We start from the raw sequence: 16,926 nt of genomic DNA on the forward strand, positions 1-16,926 counted from the left end.
GACGGCTCGGTGGGGGTCCGCACGCCCTATGATACACTTGGCACCTTTCCTGATTCTCGTCGCCGTATCCTTAACCGTCCCGACCCCAGCGCATTCGCTAGACGTGGTGATATTCGGGAACGCCGCGAGGGGATCACCCGAAGGAATCCACGCAGTGGAGGAGCGTGTGAAGAAGGATCTGAACGTGGACGTCCGAATTCACGTACACAACGTACTCGTGAGCTGGTCCGACCAGAGCGCTCCGGTGGATTTTGACTCGTTAGCCAAGGATATCGAGCTCTCCGATATCGTCGTTCTGGACAACATGGGACCAATGCCTACGCCCTTCACGATGGAGTTGTCGAAGCGCGTCCTGGGCAAACCCGTCCCCTCGATGCAGGAGTTCCTCAGAGAACTCGCCGACAGAAAGCGGGTGGTGGCCTACGTAACGGGAGACCGACACGATTTCGTGATTTTAGGGCCCGGTTGTCGGCGCGTAGTCGACAACACCGCCGCAGTCGTTAATCTCGGTTTCCTGTTCAGGTTCTCCTCGGATCTGACACCGGCCGTAGAGTTCCTGGTGTGGCTCGCGAACCCGTCGGTACCGGCGGAGGACTTGCATCTTTCCGGGGTACGGATATCGTTCGTGGCCGTTTATGTACCGGGTCGAGGTTGGATTTTCCCGGAGACACCGGGAGAAGTTATCGAGGCGTCATACCACCGGTGGCTTCACGCGCTCGAAGGTCGGGATCGTATCACCGAGCCTCTCTGGACGGAGGTCCGCCTAGGCTCGATACCATCGTGGGTGAAAGCCATCAGGGAAATGTCTTCCAGGCTCTTCCAGTCCATAAAACTTCCGAAACGACGCACCGTAGTAGTGCTTGGTTACATCGATGCACTTTACAAGGGCGAGAAGGATCTCGTGGAGAAGCTCACAGATACAGTGTACCGTGAGGTTTCCCGTGAGTTCCGGGACGTGATGACGATAGCCGTTCTGTGTGATGGGAACGTGGTCTCTCCGATCGAAGCTCTACTCGGGTTGAAAGACGCCGGGTACGACATCGCGGCCGTGGTCTCCCTGTGGGCATTCACGCTCGATTACCCCAAGCCCGGTACCTGGGCGCTCGAGCGGATCGATGCCCCGGTCATCAAGGTGGTGTATCCGTTCTGGGCTAATTGGATGGACGAGCCGCAGCGCTATTTGAACATGGACGAGGAAGATCCGGAATCCGGCCGCATCGGCGCGCTCTTCGAGTGGGGTTACCAGGTAATCGGAGGTCCCGAACCCGAGGGTGCTTTTTGGTTCAAGATGGTGGCGCTCAAGGAGCGCGATCGGATGAGGGTGTTCCCGCTGGAGGACATGATCGAAGATCTGGCCCGGACGGTAACCGGGTTCCTGAGGCTACGGTATCTGCCCGAGTCAAAGAAACGAGTGGCGTTCGTAGTGTACTGCTACCCGCCGGGACGTGGGTGTATCGGCGCCTCTTACCTGGACGTGTTCCGGTCCCTGGTGAGGATCTTCGAGGCGTTGGCGGAACGGGGCTACGACCTGGGCCCCGCGACCGCTTTATACCGGAAGCTGGTGGAGCTCCGGCGGGAGGACCCGAAGGCTGCCGAGGAGATGGAGAAGCGTCTAGCACACGCTCTGATGGCGGCGTCCGACCTCGTACTGAAGAACGTGGGCCCGTGGGCGAGAGGTGAGCTCGCCGACATCGTTCAGCTGTACCGAGGTGGGCGGGCCGAGGCGAGCGTAGATTGGAACGGAAAGTCGATGAAGGTAATCGTCGATCGTGGTACGATCCGGTGGATCGACGTGGACGGGTCGTCGTACGTGCTAGGAACTGTGGGCGAAGATCAACTAGTCCCAGTGGAGACACTGGAGCGCTGGTACCGGGAGGACATCGTGCGGAGGTTCGAATACTACCTATCGCTACTGATCGGCGACGATCCACAGACTGAGTGGGCTCGGAAGTCCCTCATGGAGTGGATGAGGGCCATCGAGGAGAAGTTCGGACCCCCTACGGACAACCGTGGGATCATGAGGTACGGTCCGTACTACGTCATCCCGGCCCTGCGACTGGGCAACGTGGCCGTTATACTGCAGCCGGTGCGCGGTTGGTCAGGAAGCCCAGAGTTGGTCTACCACTCCCCGGACCTGCCGCCGCAGTGGCAATACGTCGCCGCATACGAGTGGTTACGTAGAGTCTTCCACGCGGACGCCGTAGTCCACGTGGGTACGCATGGAACCTTGGAGTGGTTGCCGGGTCATCAGGTCGGTCTATTGGGTTTGGATTGGCCCCATGTACTGCTACCCGATGTGCCCCATATCTACCTCTATATCGTCAGTAATCCCGGCGAGGCGATGGTCGCCAAGTACCGCTCCGGTCCGATCCTCATAACACATCTACCACCGCCGTGGGGTTACTTCAAGGACCTAGGCAAGTATGGGGAACTGGAGCGCGAGCTCGCGAGGTACTTCCAGATGAAGAATTTCGGAGGAGACCCCCGCGTGCTGGAGGAGCTGAAACGGCAGATCGTCGAGACGGCGGAGCGCCTGGGACTTCTGAAGGATGTCGTCAACATGGTCGCCGTGGGGAGGAAGGAACCACCGCCCGAGAACCCAAAGGAGTGGGCGATGAGCCACATTGAAGAGTTCATCGACAAACTCCACGACTTCCTATTGGACCTCGCGCTGAGGAACGTCGCGTATGGATTGCACGTGTACGGCGGAGACGTAGACGAGGACGTGGCCGTAGAGCAGGCCGCGGCACTTGCGTCCTCACGAGTCGCTCCGGTGTTCGCGTACTATGCAGGGCTGATCGACTCCCCGGATCAGGCCGCGCTGAACCGATTGCAGTCCGACGCTCCGGACCTGTTCACGTGGTTCAAACGCGAGCTCAGGGGGTGCCTGAAGGAGATCCTCCGGGCCGTTCTGAGGGACAAGGGCTTGGCCTATCGGCTGGAGCGTTACGTGACGCTAAAAGACCGCGAGGATTACTACGCAGAGTCCGACGACATAGAGGGACCGGGCAGGGAGGCTAAGCGCCTGTTCTGGCAGATATCGAACAAGTTAGTGATGGTGGCCCGAAGGGCGATCGAGTGGCACCTCCACGGCTGGCGAGACGATCCTGACCACGAGCACCTCCTCGCCGAGGCCGTGGTCGACCTGTACAGGATCTACGTGCACTACCGTGACTCGGGACGTGTCGAGTTGGAGGAACTGCTCGCAGCCCTCGACGGCAGGTTCGTCCCTCCGGGGATGTTGGGCGAACCGATGTGGAATGCCAAGGTCCTGCCCACCGGGCGGGACGGCTACCCAATCGATCCCTCCAGTATTCCCACGCCGGAGGCTTGGGACGTCGCGCGCAAGCTCGTCGATCAGATGCTCGCGGACTACTACCTGAAGTACGGCAGGTGGCCCGAGGCTGTGGGCGTAGTCCTGTGGGGTGTTCACGAGCTCTGTACCGGAGGTCTAGGCATCGCGGAGGTTCTGTACCTGCTGGGCGTGAAACCCGTCTGGAACCCGGACTCCGGCCAGGTCATCGGGGTCGAGCTGATCCCGTTAGACGAGCTGAGGGTGAAGGTCGGTAACCGGTGGATCAACCGGCCAAGGATCGACGTGGTGGTGTGGGCCGCCTTACACATGGAAGATCCGCTGAAGCTGCTGACCGAGGCTTATTACTTGGTCTCTCATGTGGGCGAGCCTACCTATTATAACTACCGCAGGAAGCACTATCTGGAGCTGAAACCCAGACTGTTGGAAGAGCTCAATAAGAAGGGGTTCTCACCCGAAGAAGCCGAAGAGATGGCCGACGTGATCGCGTCTTCGGGGTTCTTCGCCCAACCACCCGGAGTCTACGCGGGCACCGGAGCTTGCGACATAGTGGAACACGCCTGGACCGACGTCGCGGGTACGGTCGGTCTCTTTGAGGACTCCGAGACAGCGCTGAAGAGCTTCGAGCGGAGATTCTGGGAGAAGTTCAGGGTGACCTGTGAGAACCGGATGGCGTACGTTTACACGGTTAAAGCTCGGATCCTGACGATCCGAGAGGGGAACAAGGTCAGGATCGTCGTGCTGAGAACCAGTACGGACCGCGTCTACCACGCCATCCCATCGGTCGAGGCGTTCCGATACCTCATGTCCAAGGTCGACGTCGTCGTTCACAACGTCGTAAACACGTGGGGACTGATCGACACGGACGATTTCTACGACTGGGTCGGTGGAATGACTCTGTACGCGATACACGCCTCGGGTCACGCTCCGGAATTGTACATCGGGAACGCCGTCGATCCGACCGCCGCGAGGATGCTAACGGGTTATCAGCAACTGGTAGGCGAGGTCTATACGAAGTTGCTCAGCGAATCCTGGTGGAAAGCCATGATAGAGCACGGTGACTACGGCTGGTCTAGGATCGCCAGGAGAATCGAGTTCCTGGCCGGTTGGGGGATTACGGTACCATCACTGCGTCCGTACCTGAATTCAGTGTACACCGAAGTGTTCAGGACACTGGTCCAACGTATCGGTCAGGTACCACCCAGGACCGAGTACGGGTGGGCGTCCGTCGTCGGTGCCGTCGCTTGGTTCGTAGAACTCGCCCGAACGGGCGTGTGGAGGCCTAACTCGAAGACCTTAGCGCGTGCTGCGGAAGTCCTATTGGATACGATGGCCAAACACGGACCCGCGACGTGTCACCACACCAGCCCCAATCCCGCGTTAGTAGCGTACGCCGCACGGGTCCTATTAGATGCTGGTTACTCCAAATCTGAAGTTGAGCAGTTGGTATCCAAAGTCGTGAAGTGGTACGCCAAGCTGGACAGTCCGAATATCGCTCGCGAGATCGAACGATTGGTGAAAGAAGTGACTGCCGCTGTCGCTACCAGGTCGCATCCCACAGAATCCATCCGGTCAACCTCGGGGACCGCACCGTCGTCTACCAGCCCTTCGGTACATCCGGTATCACAGTTTTCGGCTACGTCGGCGGTTGTCTCGTCTTCGATACGTCACAAACTTGGTGTGCCAGGAAGAAAGAGCGGAGTTCAAACGGTGGTGGGGCTCATCGGAGCGCTGCTCAAGAGCTCGGTCCGGGGAGCCACTGGAGCCTCGACGATTTCAGGTTCGGTCGCCGGTTCCACGAAGTCCGCGCACCGAGCGATCAACCGTACAGCGGCGACCGAGTCTAAGGTGCAACCTGAGAATGCCTCCCGGACGTTCGTCAGGACTTCTCAACCCTCTTCGGGTCCGAAGGTCATCTGGGAGTGGGTCATCGCCCTGCTTCTGACTCTACTGTTCATCTTGGTGTGGAGGATTCAACCGGCGGGTCCTAGGCCGCGAGCTACGTGGGCTACACCAACAACCGTTCCGCCAGTCGCCGCGTGACTTCGCGGATCTCGGACTCCGGTACCACGACGCTCACCGCTACGACCCCATGTGCGCTGCCCAACAAGTCGAACTCCTCGCAAGCTGCCAGGAACTCGGACACGTCCCGGGCCGACATTCCTTCGCCTATCACCGTGACCAATCCCACGTCCTTGTCGACTTCCCAATCGTAGTCCAGGCCGTTCAGAGCTTCCTCCGCGCTCTTCAAGTTTGTCTCCTCCACCAGGAGGTTGATGTAGGGCTCCGAGACCGTCGTGAATACCGCAAGGAGGTTCACGCCGGCGTTCCCCAGCGCGGAGGTCACCCTACCCACCACTCCGGGCTCGTCCACCATCTTGGCACCGCTCACCCTGATCAGCGCGACGTCGTCCCTGGACGCAACTACCTTAGGACCGGGCTCCGTACTATCGGATATCACGGTCCCTATCTCCCCGGTGAACGAGTTCCCAATGAGAACCGTCACTCCGAGGTTCTTAGCAGCCTCCACGGCCTTGGGATGGAGGACTTCCGCCCCTGAGGCGCCCGCCATCACAGCTTCCTCGTACGACAGTCGCTCGACGACCTCTGCGTCCACCAGTTCCGGGTCGGCGGTCATGATGCCGTCGACGTCCGTCCATATTACTGACCGCGATCCCAACACCCCGGCCAGAACGGTGGCCGTGTAGTCGGAGCCCCCTCGTCCCAGCGTGGTCACGTGGCCACGATCGGACCTCCCGATGAACCCCGTGATGACTGGAACGCGGCCCGAGCGGAGGTCTCGTAGGAGTCTCGAACGCGTTCCGTCCCATCTAATGATATCCGCGTTTCCTGGGTCGTCGGTGGTGACCAGCCCCACGTCCCAAGCGTCGTACGCCACCGCCTTGATACCCAGCTCCCTCAGGTACGCCGCTACGATGCGGGCGGACGCGCGCTCTCCGAGTGACAGAACCAAGTCGCGGAGGCGCTCTTCGGGTCTACCCAGTTGCTCGAGAACCGTGACGACACTGTGTAGGAGGGACTCCATATCTTTCAGGAACGATTCTACTTCCTCGTGTCGCTGTTCCAGGTGTTCCGCGATGAACTCCCTGTGACGCTCTAGTATGGGAGTCGGATCGGCGGAACCCTCGGCGGCACGTCGAACGAAGTCCTCCAGTGCATCCGTGACACCGGCTAGGGCCGAGACCACGATAACATGACCGGAAGCCGCGGAAGCCTCGAGGGTCCGAAGTCCCTCCTCAGAGGATACCGAAGTTCCTCCGAACTTGTGAACCTCCAAGATCGGTCCCCTCTTCGTTATGAGACTCATAACGATTCCGTGTTGGCGCCGGGGCCGGGATTTGAACCCGGGCGGCCCGTTACGGGCCACGGGATCTCCAATCCCGCGCCTTGGACCGGGCTCGGCCGCCCCGGCGCTTCCAGGCGGCATAAAACCGTTGTCTGAATAAAGTTTACGGTACAGTCTGGGCCCGGACCTTCATCCCCTTGTGGAGGGCCTCCTCCAGCCGCTGTCCGACCGATGTATCCTTGTTCACCCTGACTTCACCGCTAGAGCCCACCGTGGCCGTAAACACGTACTCGTCTCCCACGAACACCTTCACAGGACGTCCTGAGAACCTGCCCCCCAGCTGCAGCCTGATGTATTCGCCGTCGTCGACGACGCGCATGGGGAACCGCTCTCCTGACTCCACCTCGATTACCTCTCCCTTCCCTTCGGGAACCGGAGAACCAGTCGGCTGCGATCGTTCACCTCGCCGCTCCTCCAGCGGCTTAACGGTTATCTTCAGCCCCGTGCGGTGCTCGATTTGCTCGACATTCCTGCCTTTCTTGCCTATCACCATAGGAACCATGTGCTCTGGGACGTAGACCGTGGCCTGTGAGCCCTTCACCTCGACGTCCACCGGGGCACGGCCGCCTATGAAGCGGCGAACTTCCCGTTCCACGACTTCGGCCGCGAGTCGTTCTGATGCCGTCTCCTGCTCTTCCTCTCCCTTAACGGGGACGACGAAGACTTCCTCTCCGTAGGTATAGATCTCGTACTCTAGCTCTCCAGTCTCGAAGTCCCGAATCTCCACAACGGGACGCGCTAGGTCCTCCTCCGTCATCCCGGTGGGGACCTTCACGGTCAGTGACACGTCGTACACCTTCTTGATCTCACCGTCTTCGATGAAGATGACCGTGTCCACGATCTGCGGGATGACACCCAACTCCACCCTACCTATGAGCCGCTGGATCGCGTCGATGGGTCTGGTGGCGTGAACCACTCCAACCATCCCGACGCCGGCTAGCCTCATGTCCGCGAAGACCTCGAAGTCCTTAGTCTTCCGGACCTCGTCGTAGATTGTGTAGTCCGGACGTACCAGGAGAAGTATGTCCGCGGTCTTCTCCATGTCGCCGTCCAGTGGTGCGTACTGGGTTATTTCGTCACCGACCTGCAGATCACGCGGGCTCTCCATAGTCTTGACGATCTTGCCCTGTTCGGCGTAGAACTCGGCAAGCGCCGCGCAGAACGTCGACTTACCGGACCCTGGCGGACCGGCCACCAGGATACCCTCAGCACGCTCTCTTAGTCGTTCCTTCAACTTCTCGGATAGGTCGTAGTCGTCGAGACTCACCTTGACGACCGGCCGGACGGCAGTGATCTCCCATCCTTCAGAGAACGGAGGTCGAGCTATCGAGATCCGGAGGTCGCGTAGCTGCACCACGGTCGCTCCACTTCGGTCGATCTCCACGAAGCTTTCCTCGTCCGTATACGCCTTCTCGATGACCTCTCTAGCCCATTTCTCCATCTCCTCACGAGTACACGGCTCCGGGCGGAGCTCTATCAGCTTCCACTCTCCGGGTCGTCCCACCTTCGCCTTCGGGGGCACGTTCTCCTTTAGGTGGAGTGACATCGCGTTCTCAGGCATCATCCGCTCGATCTCGGTCTCACCCGCACGGGTTATGGGCTCGAAATACACTACCTCGAGGCCCTCGGCTTTCGCTACCTCCGCCTGGACCTTGTCGCTGGTGATGAGCGTCGCGTTGTACTCCCTCGCCACCTCACGGATCATGGCATCGATCTCACCGCTCCGTGCGAGCCTGATCTCCTCGAGACCCGGCCGTTCGCCCGCGAACTCGATCTCGATGATTCCCTCCTCGGCGAGTCGCTGGAGCTCCTGCAGTTCTTGAAGTCCAGCGAATCCCGTCTCCCTACCGCGGTTGGCCTGGTACTCCAGTTCCGAGAGAACAGCACGTGGGATGACCACGATCTTGCCCTCGAGGTAACCTTCCTCGGCGAGGCGGGATATCCTACCGTCGATCACCACGCTGGTGTCCGGAACGATGTACTCCGTCTCGATCTCTACATCCATGGATCCCACACCTTCCCACGTGTAGCGTTCACCGACTTCGTCCTCTCCCGTAAGCACCTCATCAATATATTAACGGTACACCTCGTCCGGGCTGAAAACTCTATCCATCACGACCTCGAACGATCCATCCCGAGTAACGCGTCGGTAGAAACAGGACCTATAACCGGTGTGGCAAGCCCCACCTTCCTGCTCTACCACGTACAGGACTGCGTCTTTGTCACAGTCCACGCGGACTTCGACTACTCGTTGCACGTGACCCGACTCTTCCCCTTTCTTCCATACTTCGCGCCGACTCGTGCTCCAGTAGTGAGCGTAACCTGTCGTGAGCGTCCGGTATACCGCCTCCTCGTTCGCGAACGCCGTCATCAACACATCGCCATTCTCGGCGTCCTGGGTGATCGCGATCACCAATGGCTCCCCGCCGATCTCGATCCGGTAGTTCAGGGAGGACGTGACCTTCCGCGCGGTCTCGGGATCCAGTGGTACGTGATTCATACTTCAGCCGCCCTCTCGAGTTTATCCAGCGGAACCTCCTCCTGAACCCCTGTTCTCAGGTTCTTCACCGACACGTATCCTTCCTTCAGTTCCCGCTCCCCTACGATCACGGCGTAGTTGTACTCGAGTGAGTCCGCCAGTGATAGCGCCTTGCGTATGTGCTTTCCTGAAACCTCCACGTTCACTACCCACCCGAGCTCGCGCAGCTTCGCGGCTATCTCCCAGATCTTGCCCGACCTCACGAGTGGTATCAATAGGGCTCGAGTTTCCTCCACTCCGTTCGGAATTCGATCGTACAGCTCGGCTGCGAGGAGGAGCCTGTCGAAACCTATGGCCATGCCGACGGCCGGAACATCGGGTCCTCCGAGCTCCTTTACCAAGTCGTCGTAGCGGCCGCCACCGGCGCATTGGGATCCTCCACCGAGCTCCGGCACATGTATCTCGAACACCATACCGGTGTAGTAATCCAATCCTCTCGCGACGGAGAAATCGAGTTCGTGGTCGACCCCAGCTTCCCGGAGCGCGTCCGAGATTTCCATGAGGTTCTCCAAGGCCCGCTCGGCGCGTTCTTTCCCACTAACGGTCTCCTCTACCTCGGACTCCGATCGTGCCGTTACTACCGCTAGGACCGTCTCGGCCGGTTCGGCCGGTAGCAACGTCCTCACTTCATCCAGTTCGCCCTTGTCGACGAGGTGCGCGACCTTGTTCTGTACGTCTTCACCTATCCCGTACTCCTCGAGCAATCCCCGGAGTATTCCCAAGTGTCCCAGGCGGACTTCGAAGGTACCGGAAGGCAGGATACCGTCGAAGATGCGGTAGGTCAGCTCGATCACCTCGACGTCCGCCTCCGGGCGGTCCGAGCCGAGTATCTCCACGCCGGCCTGCCAGAACTCACGCCAACGTCCACGCTGCGGCTGCTCGTACCGGAAACAGTTCACGATGTACGCCAACTTGAGAGGGTGAGGTCGCGTCTTCAGTTCCGTATTGTAAAACCGGACGACGGGCGCCGTCATCTCCGGCCTGAGCGCCAGCTTCCTCCCCTTCTTGTCTTCGAACACGTACATCTCCTCCAGTATCTCCTCACCTGATTTCTCCTCGAATAGCTTCGCGTGCTCGAAAGTAGGGGTGAGGATTTCCTCGTACCCGTAAGAACGGAACACGTCCAGCAGGTACCGCTCCAGCCACCTGCGTGCCCTCATCTCCTCCGGAGTGAAGTCGCGGGTTCCTTTGGGTCGCTCTACCTTCATCAGCGTAACCCCCATCAGCCGGTCCGTCCCATGAGTGCTATGAAGAATCCACAGGTCTCATATCGATGCGGGAACAGTCGGCACGCTTCGGGCATGTCGAATCCTGGGTCACCGACCTCGACTTCCAGCAGCTCGAACTCTGGGTGCTCGTCCAAGAACCTCCGGACTACCTCTTCGTTCTCCTCGGGGAACATTGAGCAGGTGGAATAAAGAAGTCGACCTCCGGGTTTGACCATTTCGGCGCCCGCTTTCAGGAGCTCGTACTGGAACTTAGGCAGTCGTTCCAGCTCATCCGAGGTGATCCTCCACCGACGCTCGGGATTCTTTGGAATAGTACCGTCGGCGGAGCAAGGTGGGTCGACTAATACGGCATCGGCGAACTCACGACCCAGCTTCTCTGGCGCTTCACGTCCGTCCATCAAGTGTGTTTCAATGCAGTCTAGGACACCCATCCGTTCTGCGATCTCCCGAAGACGTTCCATCCGAACCTCATCCACGTCGATCGCCACGACCTTACCCTCTCCTCCCATCAGCTGCGCCATGTGAGTGGTCTTACCGCCCGGAGCCGCACAAAGGTCGACGATTACCTCCCCGGGCTTCGGATTGAGAACCGCCGATGCGAGCGCCGCGGCCTCGTCCTGGATCACGAAAAGACCTTCTTCCCATTCCGGCATCTCTCCGATGGGGAGTCCTTCAGGGATCTTCAGTATCTCATCCAAGAAGCGTCCCGGCTCGACCGTCACCCGATACTTCTTCTGTAACCGATCCGCCAGCTCTTTGGGGTCCACCTTGAGGGTGTTCACGCGGATGGTCAGCGGCGGCCTCCGGTTGTTGGCTTCCAATAGGGCGATCACCTCGTCGTGGTTGCCGAACATCTCCATCCATCGCTCGATCAACCATCGCGGATGGTAGTATTCCCACTTCAACCTGTCGAGTTCATCCTCCGGCTCGGGAGGTTCGTAGTCCATTAAATCCAGCGTGAACGCTTTCACGATCGCCGCTGCCCCGGGATTAGCTAGCTTCCGGACCAGCCCGTGTAGTACGTCGGCTACCTCCTCGGGGTCGCCGTCTTCGAACACGACCTCGTTCACGGCGATCCGTGCCGCGTTCCTTACCCACGTGTCGAGCTCGGTCACGTCATCCGTGATCTCCAGGACGTCCTCTATCACCTCGTCCAAGAGTCCACGTTTCTGTAACACACTGTACAGCATCCCGGCGGACACGGATCTGGCCTCTCGAGAGGGATTCACCTCCTTCATTACCAGGCGTCTGGCGTACTGCGTGGGTTTAACCCTCTCCGCTTTCACCAACGTACGGAGCACTATTTCCATAGCCTCTTCGTAGGTCTTAGCGTTCCGGGACGTCACCGTGCATCATCCCCGTCACCGACGCTCCCTGATGCAGTTCGAACGTGTCGTTCCGGGTTCGAACGTATCCCTTCAGCGTGCGAACGAGTTCTTCGAAGTCGTTCCGAGGAAGCGACTTGGGAGGTGCCATCAGGCACCCCTTGTACTTTCCATCGTGGGTTAAACGGATACGAGTGCAGGCTTCGCACATGACCCCGTCCATGGGTTTGACGACTTCGACGGACATACCGTTGTTAAGCCGGTATATCTCGCGGTTATGGAACGTGCGAACTCGCTCCAGCTCCGGTTCATACTCACCGAGCGCTTTCAGACCGTCTTCGGCACGTGCGGGCTTAAATCCTGGTATCGAACCCATCGGCTCGATCAACTGCAGCTTCAGACCCTCTAAGTCGGACAGCTCCTCCACGAGCGTCGGCAGCGTCTTCACGGTATCCGAGACCAGTACGACGTTTACCTTAACTGGGGTCAATCCCTCAGACACTGCCGCTTCTATCCCTCTGATGACGTAGTCAGGAGAGAAACGAGACCGGGTGAGCTTACGGTACAGTTTCCGATTTACCGTGTCGAGACTCACGTTCACGCGGTCCAGTCCGGCCTCAGCTAGGTCACCCGAGTACCTCGCGAGCAGTACACCGTTCGTGACAAGGGAAGTTTCCTCGAACCCCTTGGCGTTTTCGATTATTTCGACCAGGTCTTCTCGAAGCAACGGTTCGCCACCTGTGATCTTGACCTTCCTAATGCCGATTTCAGCACAGGCTCGGAGCAGTCGGCACCATTCGGCGGCGCTCAGTTCGGATCTCCCAGGCTGTTCCCCTTCCCTGTGGCAGTACACGCAGGCCATGTTGCATCGCATCGTTACGGATATCCTAACGCTTCGAACCTCACGACCTAGCGCGTCGCGCAAGCGAGGGGACCCCACAGAAAAATAATGCGGTTAAGCGGGTAAGAGGGCGTATATGTTGCAGAATATGATCCCGCCGATCTTCGGCTTCCCCTTGAAACCTATTTCGATAAGTATCGGATACGGCTTCGTGTTGTAGACTACTACCCCTTCAGTAGGATGAAAACCGTACTCCATTGGGTGCACGCCCATGTCGATTCCCTTAGGTTTCGGGAGTCCTGCATCCAAGCATGCGTCCCTGAGCGCTCGGGCCGGTGGACAGCATCCGTGTGCGGCTTTCTCGTACCCTGGGACCTCGAACACGTCGAAGTACTGGCGCCTCCCGTGCGTCCAGGAATGTGGTGGTACGATCACTCCGTTCCATCCTCGGCACATCCTCGCGGCGTTGACCACCCTGAGATCGTCTAGGTGGCCGACACCCTCCATCGTTGTCTCGGCGTGTCCGATCAACTTCTTCCGGTACTTGCCAATCCACACGACCACAGCGGAATAGTCGGCCATCTCTACCATCCGTCGGTACGCCGCCTCACCGAACACCTTCTTGACCTCGTTCTCATCCATCGGTCGGCGGCCGTCCGTGAACTTCAGCTCGTAAACCAGCGCCGCGCGCTCCCCGATGTCAGCTTTCTTCAAGTATTTCAGTTTCTCCCAACCGTACTTCTTGGCCGCCTCCTCGAACGTCATGCGTTTGCCCTCGACCTCGATCTCGTCGCTCCCGACCTTCACGGCCACGACCTTCGGGACCTTCCGTCCCCAGACTACCAAGCCCGGTTTCTTCACGTACAGATGGCTGCCCCTTATCAGGACGACACCAGGTCCCTGGTAGTCAGCTACGATCCATCCGTGTTCTACCTTGTAATCCCCGCGCACCCACCGTTCTGCCGGCGATGGGACTACGCCGAAGAACACTGCCGACAGACTTGCGACAGCACCGTACTCCTCGATCGCCTTGCAGGCGATGAACGGGTGCGCCCACACGCTGTACCACGGCAGGGAATACGCAGACATTATCTTGTGTCCTCCCCAAACTGTGTCGCCGTTCTTCACCGGATAGCTGGGCTCCGACGGAGAGAAGGTCAAGTACAGGTGACCGGTCGCCTGACCCGCCGCGATCACTAGTGCCAGTGCGACCAACCCCCCTTTGACTGGACCCAGCTCGCGTATACGCTGTGGGAACTCCCGGACCAGTCGCTGGACTCTTTCGGTTAGCTTCTCCTCTTTCTTCTTCTCCTTCTTTCTCTCCTCTCTCTCCTTCTTCTCCCTGGATTCACTCCTCACCGTATCGTCCTTCCGCTCCTCGTCCGAACGTTCCTCTTTGCGGCTCTTACCCTTCAGTTAAACACCCCCGAGCGGCTTGATTGAGGCGATAGTTATTTATATTATCGGTCAGTGTCCCGGCACGGAGGATGGGGGTCCGGCCGCAGCTCAGTCTGGCTAGAGCGCGGGACTGTAGATCCCGTGGTCCCGGGTTCAAATCCCGGCGGCCGGACCAAGCCAGGAATCGTTATGAAATCCATAACGAGCCCAGGTCGTGGGACGGAGAATTCGATGTCTATCCACAATACCACAACTCAGGTACCAAAGTCCATGACGACATGCGGTACTACGGTGGGGGCGAGTTCGACCACTTTCGCTGAGTTTTTAGGAAGGTGTTTGAGACGACTCGTAGCGGGGGGTAAGTCATGAGGGTAACGTGGTTGGGTCATGCGGCGTTCGAAGTGGAAATCGACGGAGTCAACGTGCTCATCGACCCGTTCTTAAGCGGGAATCCGAAGGCGGCCAAGTCGCCGGACGAGGTGGATCCGGACCTCGTCCTCGTGACTCACGGTCACGGCGATCATCTGGGCGACGCCGTCGAGATCTGCAAGCGCACTGGGGCTACGTTGGTCGGAATCTACGAGATCGCCGTGTACGCCAAGGGACAGGGCGTCGAGAACGTGGAGGAGATGAACATCGGCGGCACCATCGAGGTAGAGGGACTGAGGATCATCCAGGTACCAGCGTGGCACTCCTCGGAGATCGTAGAAGACGGTGAGATAGTCGCCGGCGGCACCCCAGTGGGTTACGTAGTGTCCGGTGAGGAGGGATCCGTTTATCACGCGGGCGATACCGGTCTGTCCATGGACATGAAGCTCATCGGTGAGCTCTACGAGCCAGAGGTGGCGCTGCTACCGATAGGCAGCAGGTTCACCATGGGACCCAAGGAGGCTGCTAAAGCCGTGGAACTGATCGAGCCGGAGGTGGCGATACCGATGCACTACGGGACCTTCCCACCGATCGATCAGGATCCTGAGGAATTCAAACGGGAGGTGAAGGAACTCGGACTGGACGTGGAAGTCGTGATCCTGGAGCCTGGAGAGTCGTACGAAAGGTAGGGATGACGAGCACCTTTCCGACCGAGTGGTGAGGACCGCCGTCGGGCCCGACCTCCCTCATTCTACTTTCACGATTTCACGGTTGATCATCTCGACGAACCGCGCCGCCACGAACCCCATCACACACGCTGCGATCACCACGCCCAGGAACCCGATACCGAGGTACGGTAGGAGTAACGATGACACCAAACCCGCCAGAACGAGGAGGGCCAGAGAAACTGCCACGGGTACCGAGACCCTCTTCGGGCGATCGAGCGCGTCGTCGGCCAGTCCCAGGAGGCCTACACGCCATGGCAGTAGGCATCCGGCTGCCCCTGAAACCGCGATGGCTGGAGGAAGGAGTTTCACGACACGCTCAGGATACGCGAGCGCTTCTATTCCGAGCAGAGTCACCGAAGCCGATCCACAGAGAACACACAACTTCGTTATTCTGCGGATCACCTCGGGCTCCGGTCGAACGTCGTCTATGGTGGTCACACGCAGGGCCCCTCTTAGTGCCCAATTGAGCTTGTGGCGGATCTTCGGGTCCTCGATGTCCTTCACGATTCTATCTATAAGGTTCCGCTCCATGTCTTTTGCCACACTTTCGTCCCCTCGGATCAGTATCCACAACCTGTCGATACGACGGAAGATCCCTACGGATCGCCTGTAACCGTACGCCCGGATCTCTTTTATCTCGGCGTCCTCCGGTACGGCCGCGCTCAGCTCTTCCTCCAACTTGCCGAGTTCGGGCCCATGCTCCGATAGTTCGGTCTTGATCGCTCGCCAAACTCTCCGAGCTCCTTCTGACGGGCTCACGCGCAACATCAGCACACCCGTGGTACCGGGTCTCCAACGGGCTTTTCCACTATTCTCCGACCACCGACTTCGGTTTCCATCTCGACGCGCGGTGTGCCCTCTTCCACGATTCCTATCACCTCGGCGTTTTTGCCGACCTCGGTAGAGCGGATCGCGTCGAGCACGTCATCGACAGTATCCGGACGGACTCCCATAACGACTTTGCCCTCGTTCGCCACTTCCAGGGGGTTGACACCCAGCATCTCCGAAAGCACTCGGACCTCCTCCCGAATTGGAATCCGCTCCTCCTCGATCACGATCCGTACACCCGACTTCTCCGCCATCTCGTTCAGTGCCCCGGCGAGGCCTCCCCGGGTGGGATCCTTCATCGAAGTGACACCACCGACTTCGAGCGCTGCGTTGACGGCTTCCCATACCGGGGCCACGTCGGACTCGAGATCAGTCTCCAATCCCTGCTGAGCCGCCAGAATCGCCATCCCGTGGTCTCCCACCGTACCCGTGACAATGATCTTATCACCGGGCCTGAGACCACGGTCTCGGACAAGCTCGACGATCTCACCCACACCGGTCATGGTGACGACGATATCGACGCCACCAGTGTTTCCGACCTTAGTGTCGCCGGTGATCAGATGAGCGTCCAACTCGCTCAGTACCTCGTCGATCGAACGGTATACGAGCTTCAAGTCATCGATAGGGAACCCCTCGCGCACGACGATGGAGCACGCGAAGGCTACGGGCTTCGCACCCATAACGGCGAGATCGTTGGCCGTACCCGCGGCCGCGAGCTTACCCACATCTCCCCCGGGGAAAAACGGTGGGTCCACGATATGCGCATCGGTTGTCATCACCATCTCACCGTCGACGGAAGGGAACGTCGCTCCATCGTCGAGGTCATCCAGCGTAACCGACCCTTCGCCACGCATCGTCAGGTTAGGCAGCAGCTCCTCCTTGATCAGGGACTCCATGAGTTCCCCGCCGGCTCCGTGTTCGCGGCGTACTTTACTCAAGCCAGTGTTTCCCCCGCCAGCTTTTTACGGCCGGGTAGATCGGCCGACCTG

11 protein-coding genes and 2 tRNA genes are annotated in these 16,926 nt (G+C 59.3%); 3 read left to right on the plus strand and 10 right to left on the minus strand.

Translation table 11 applies throughout. The features are described from left to right. Window positions 1–28 precede the first annotated feature (28 nt). On the plus strand, window positions 29–5,356 hold the full coding sequence (locus BW921_RS00945) for a cobaltochelatase subunit CobN (protein ID WP_148688188.1): 5,328 nt from the start codon (window positions 29–31) through the stop codon (window positions 5,354–5,356). On the opposite strand, the gene BW921_RS00950 is transcribed toward BW921_RS00945, so the two are convergent. The 8 genes from BW921_RS00950 to BW921_RS00985 all read right to left on the minus strand — a co-directional run bounded on the left by BW921_RS00950 (window position 5,322) and on the right by BW921_RS00985 (window position 13,973). Beyond that, window positions 5,322–6,611, minus strand: a complete 1,290-nt coding sequence (locus BW921_RS00950; protein WP_168168611.1) for an aspartate kinase — start codon at window positions 6,609–6,611, stop codon at window positions 5,322–5,324. The genes BW921_RS00945 and BW921_RS00950 overlap by 35 nt on opposite strands. 43 nt (window positions 6,612–6,654) lie before the next feature. Then, window positions 6,655–6,746: transfer RNA gene (locus BW921_RS00955), tRNA-Ser, on the minus strand. Window positions 6,747–6,783: 37 nt separating this feature from the next. After that, window positions 6,784–8,685, minus strand: a complete 1,902-nt coding sequence (locus BW921_RS00960) for a PINc/VapC family ATPase (RefSeq protein WP_148689279.1) — start codon at window positions 8,683–8,685, stop codon at window positions 6,784–6,786. Between the two features lie 69 nt (window positions 8,686–8,754). After that, the gene (gene hisI, locus BW921_RS00965) at window positions 8,755–9,180 is read right to left on the minus strand and encodes a phosphoribosyl-AMP cyclohydrolase (RefSeq protein WP_210400476.1); all 426 of its coding nucleotides are present in this window, start codon (window positions 9,178–9,180) and stop codon (window positions 8,755–8,757) included. After that, on the minus strand, window positions 9,177–10,427 hold the full coding sequence (gene hisS / locus BW921_RS00970; RefSeq protein WP_168168612.1) for a histidine--tRNA ligase: 1,251 nt from the start codon (window positions 10,425–10,427) through the stop codon (window positions 9,177–9,179). Before hisS ends, hisI begins: the two co-directional genes overlap by 4 nt. Window positions 10,428–10,441: 14 nt before the next feature. Continuing rightward, window positions 10,442–11,794, minus strand: coding sequence for an RsmB/NOP family class I SAM-dependent RNA methyltransferase (locus BW921_RS00975; RefSeq protein WP_148688191.1), 1,353 nt, complete (start codon window positions 11,792–11,794; stop codon window positions 10,442–10,444). Beyond that, entirely contained in the window at window positions 11,775–12,698 is a 924-nt protein-coding gene (gene moaA, locus BW921_RS00980) for a GTP 3',8-cyclase MoaA (protein WP_168168613.1), read from the minus strand. Before moaA ends, BW921_RS00975 begins: the two co-directional genes overlap by 20 nt. A 30-nt stretch (window positions 12,699–12,728) precedes the next feature. After that, window positions 12,729–13,973 (minus strand): hypothetical protein, encoded by a 1,245-nt coding sequence (locus BW921_RS00985; protein WP_148688193.1) that lies wholly within the window; start codon window positions 13,971–13,973, stop codon window positions 12,729–12,731. Between the two features lie 136 nt (window positions 13,974–14,109). Between BW921_RS00985 and BW921_RS00990 the strand changes: the two genes are divergently transcribed. Then, a tRNA-Tyr gene (locus BW921_RS00990) sits at window positions 14,110–14,187 on the plus strand. 190 nt (window positions 14,188–14,377) lie between these two features. Further along, window positions 14,378–15,070 (plus strand): metal-dependent hydrolase, encoded by a 693-nt coding sequence (locus tag BW921_RS00995; protein ID WP_148688194.1) that lies wholly within the window; start codon window positions 14,378–14,380, stop codon window positions 15,068–15,070. Between the two features lie 57 nt (window positions 15,071–15,127). Here BW921_RS00995 and BW921_RS01000 read toward each other — a convergent pair whose 3' ends face one another. Next, window positions 15,128–15,877 (minus strand): hypothetical protein, encoded by a 750-nt coding sequence (locus tag BW921_RS01000; RefSeq protein ID WP_168168614.1) that lies wholly within the window; start codon window positions 15,875–15,877, stop codon window positions 15,128–15,130. Beyond that, window positions 15,877–16,875, minus strand: a complete 999-nt coding sequence (gene hypE / locus BW921_RS01005; RefSeq protein WP_088334691.1) for a hydrogenase expression/formation protein HypE — start codon at window positions 16,873–16,875, stop codon at window positions 15,877–15,879. The genes BW921_RS01000 and hypE overlap by 1 nt, the downstream gene beginning before the upstream one ends. Window positions 16,876–16,926: the final 51 nt, after the last annotated feature.

Source organism: Methanopyrus sp. SNP6, from assembly GCF_002201895.1.
Taxonomy (GTDB): domain Archaea; phylum JAADCQ01; class Methanopyri; order Methanopyrales; family Methanopyraceae; genus Methanopyrus.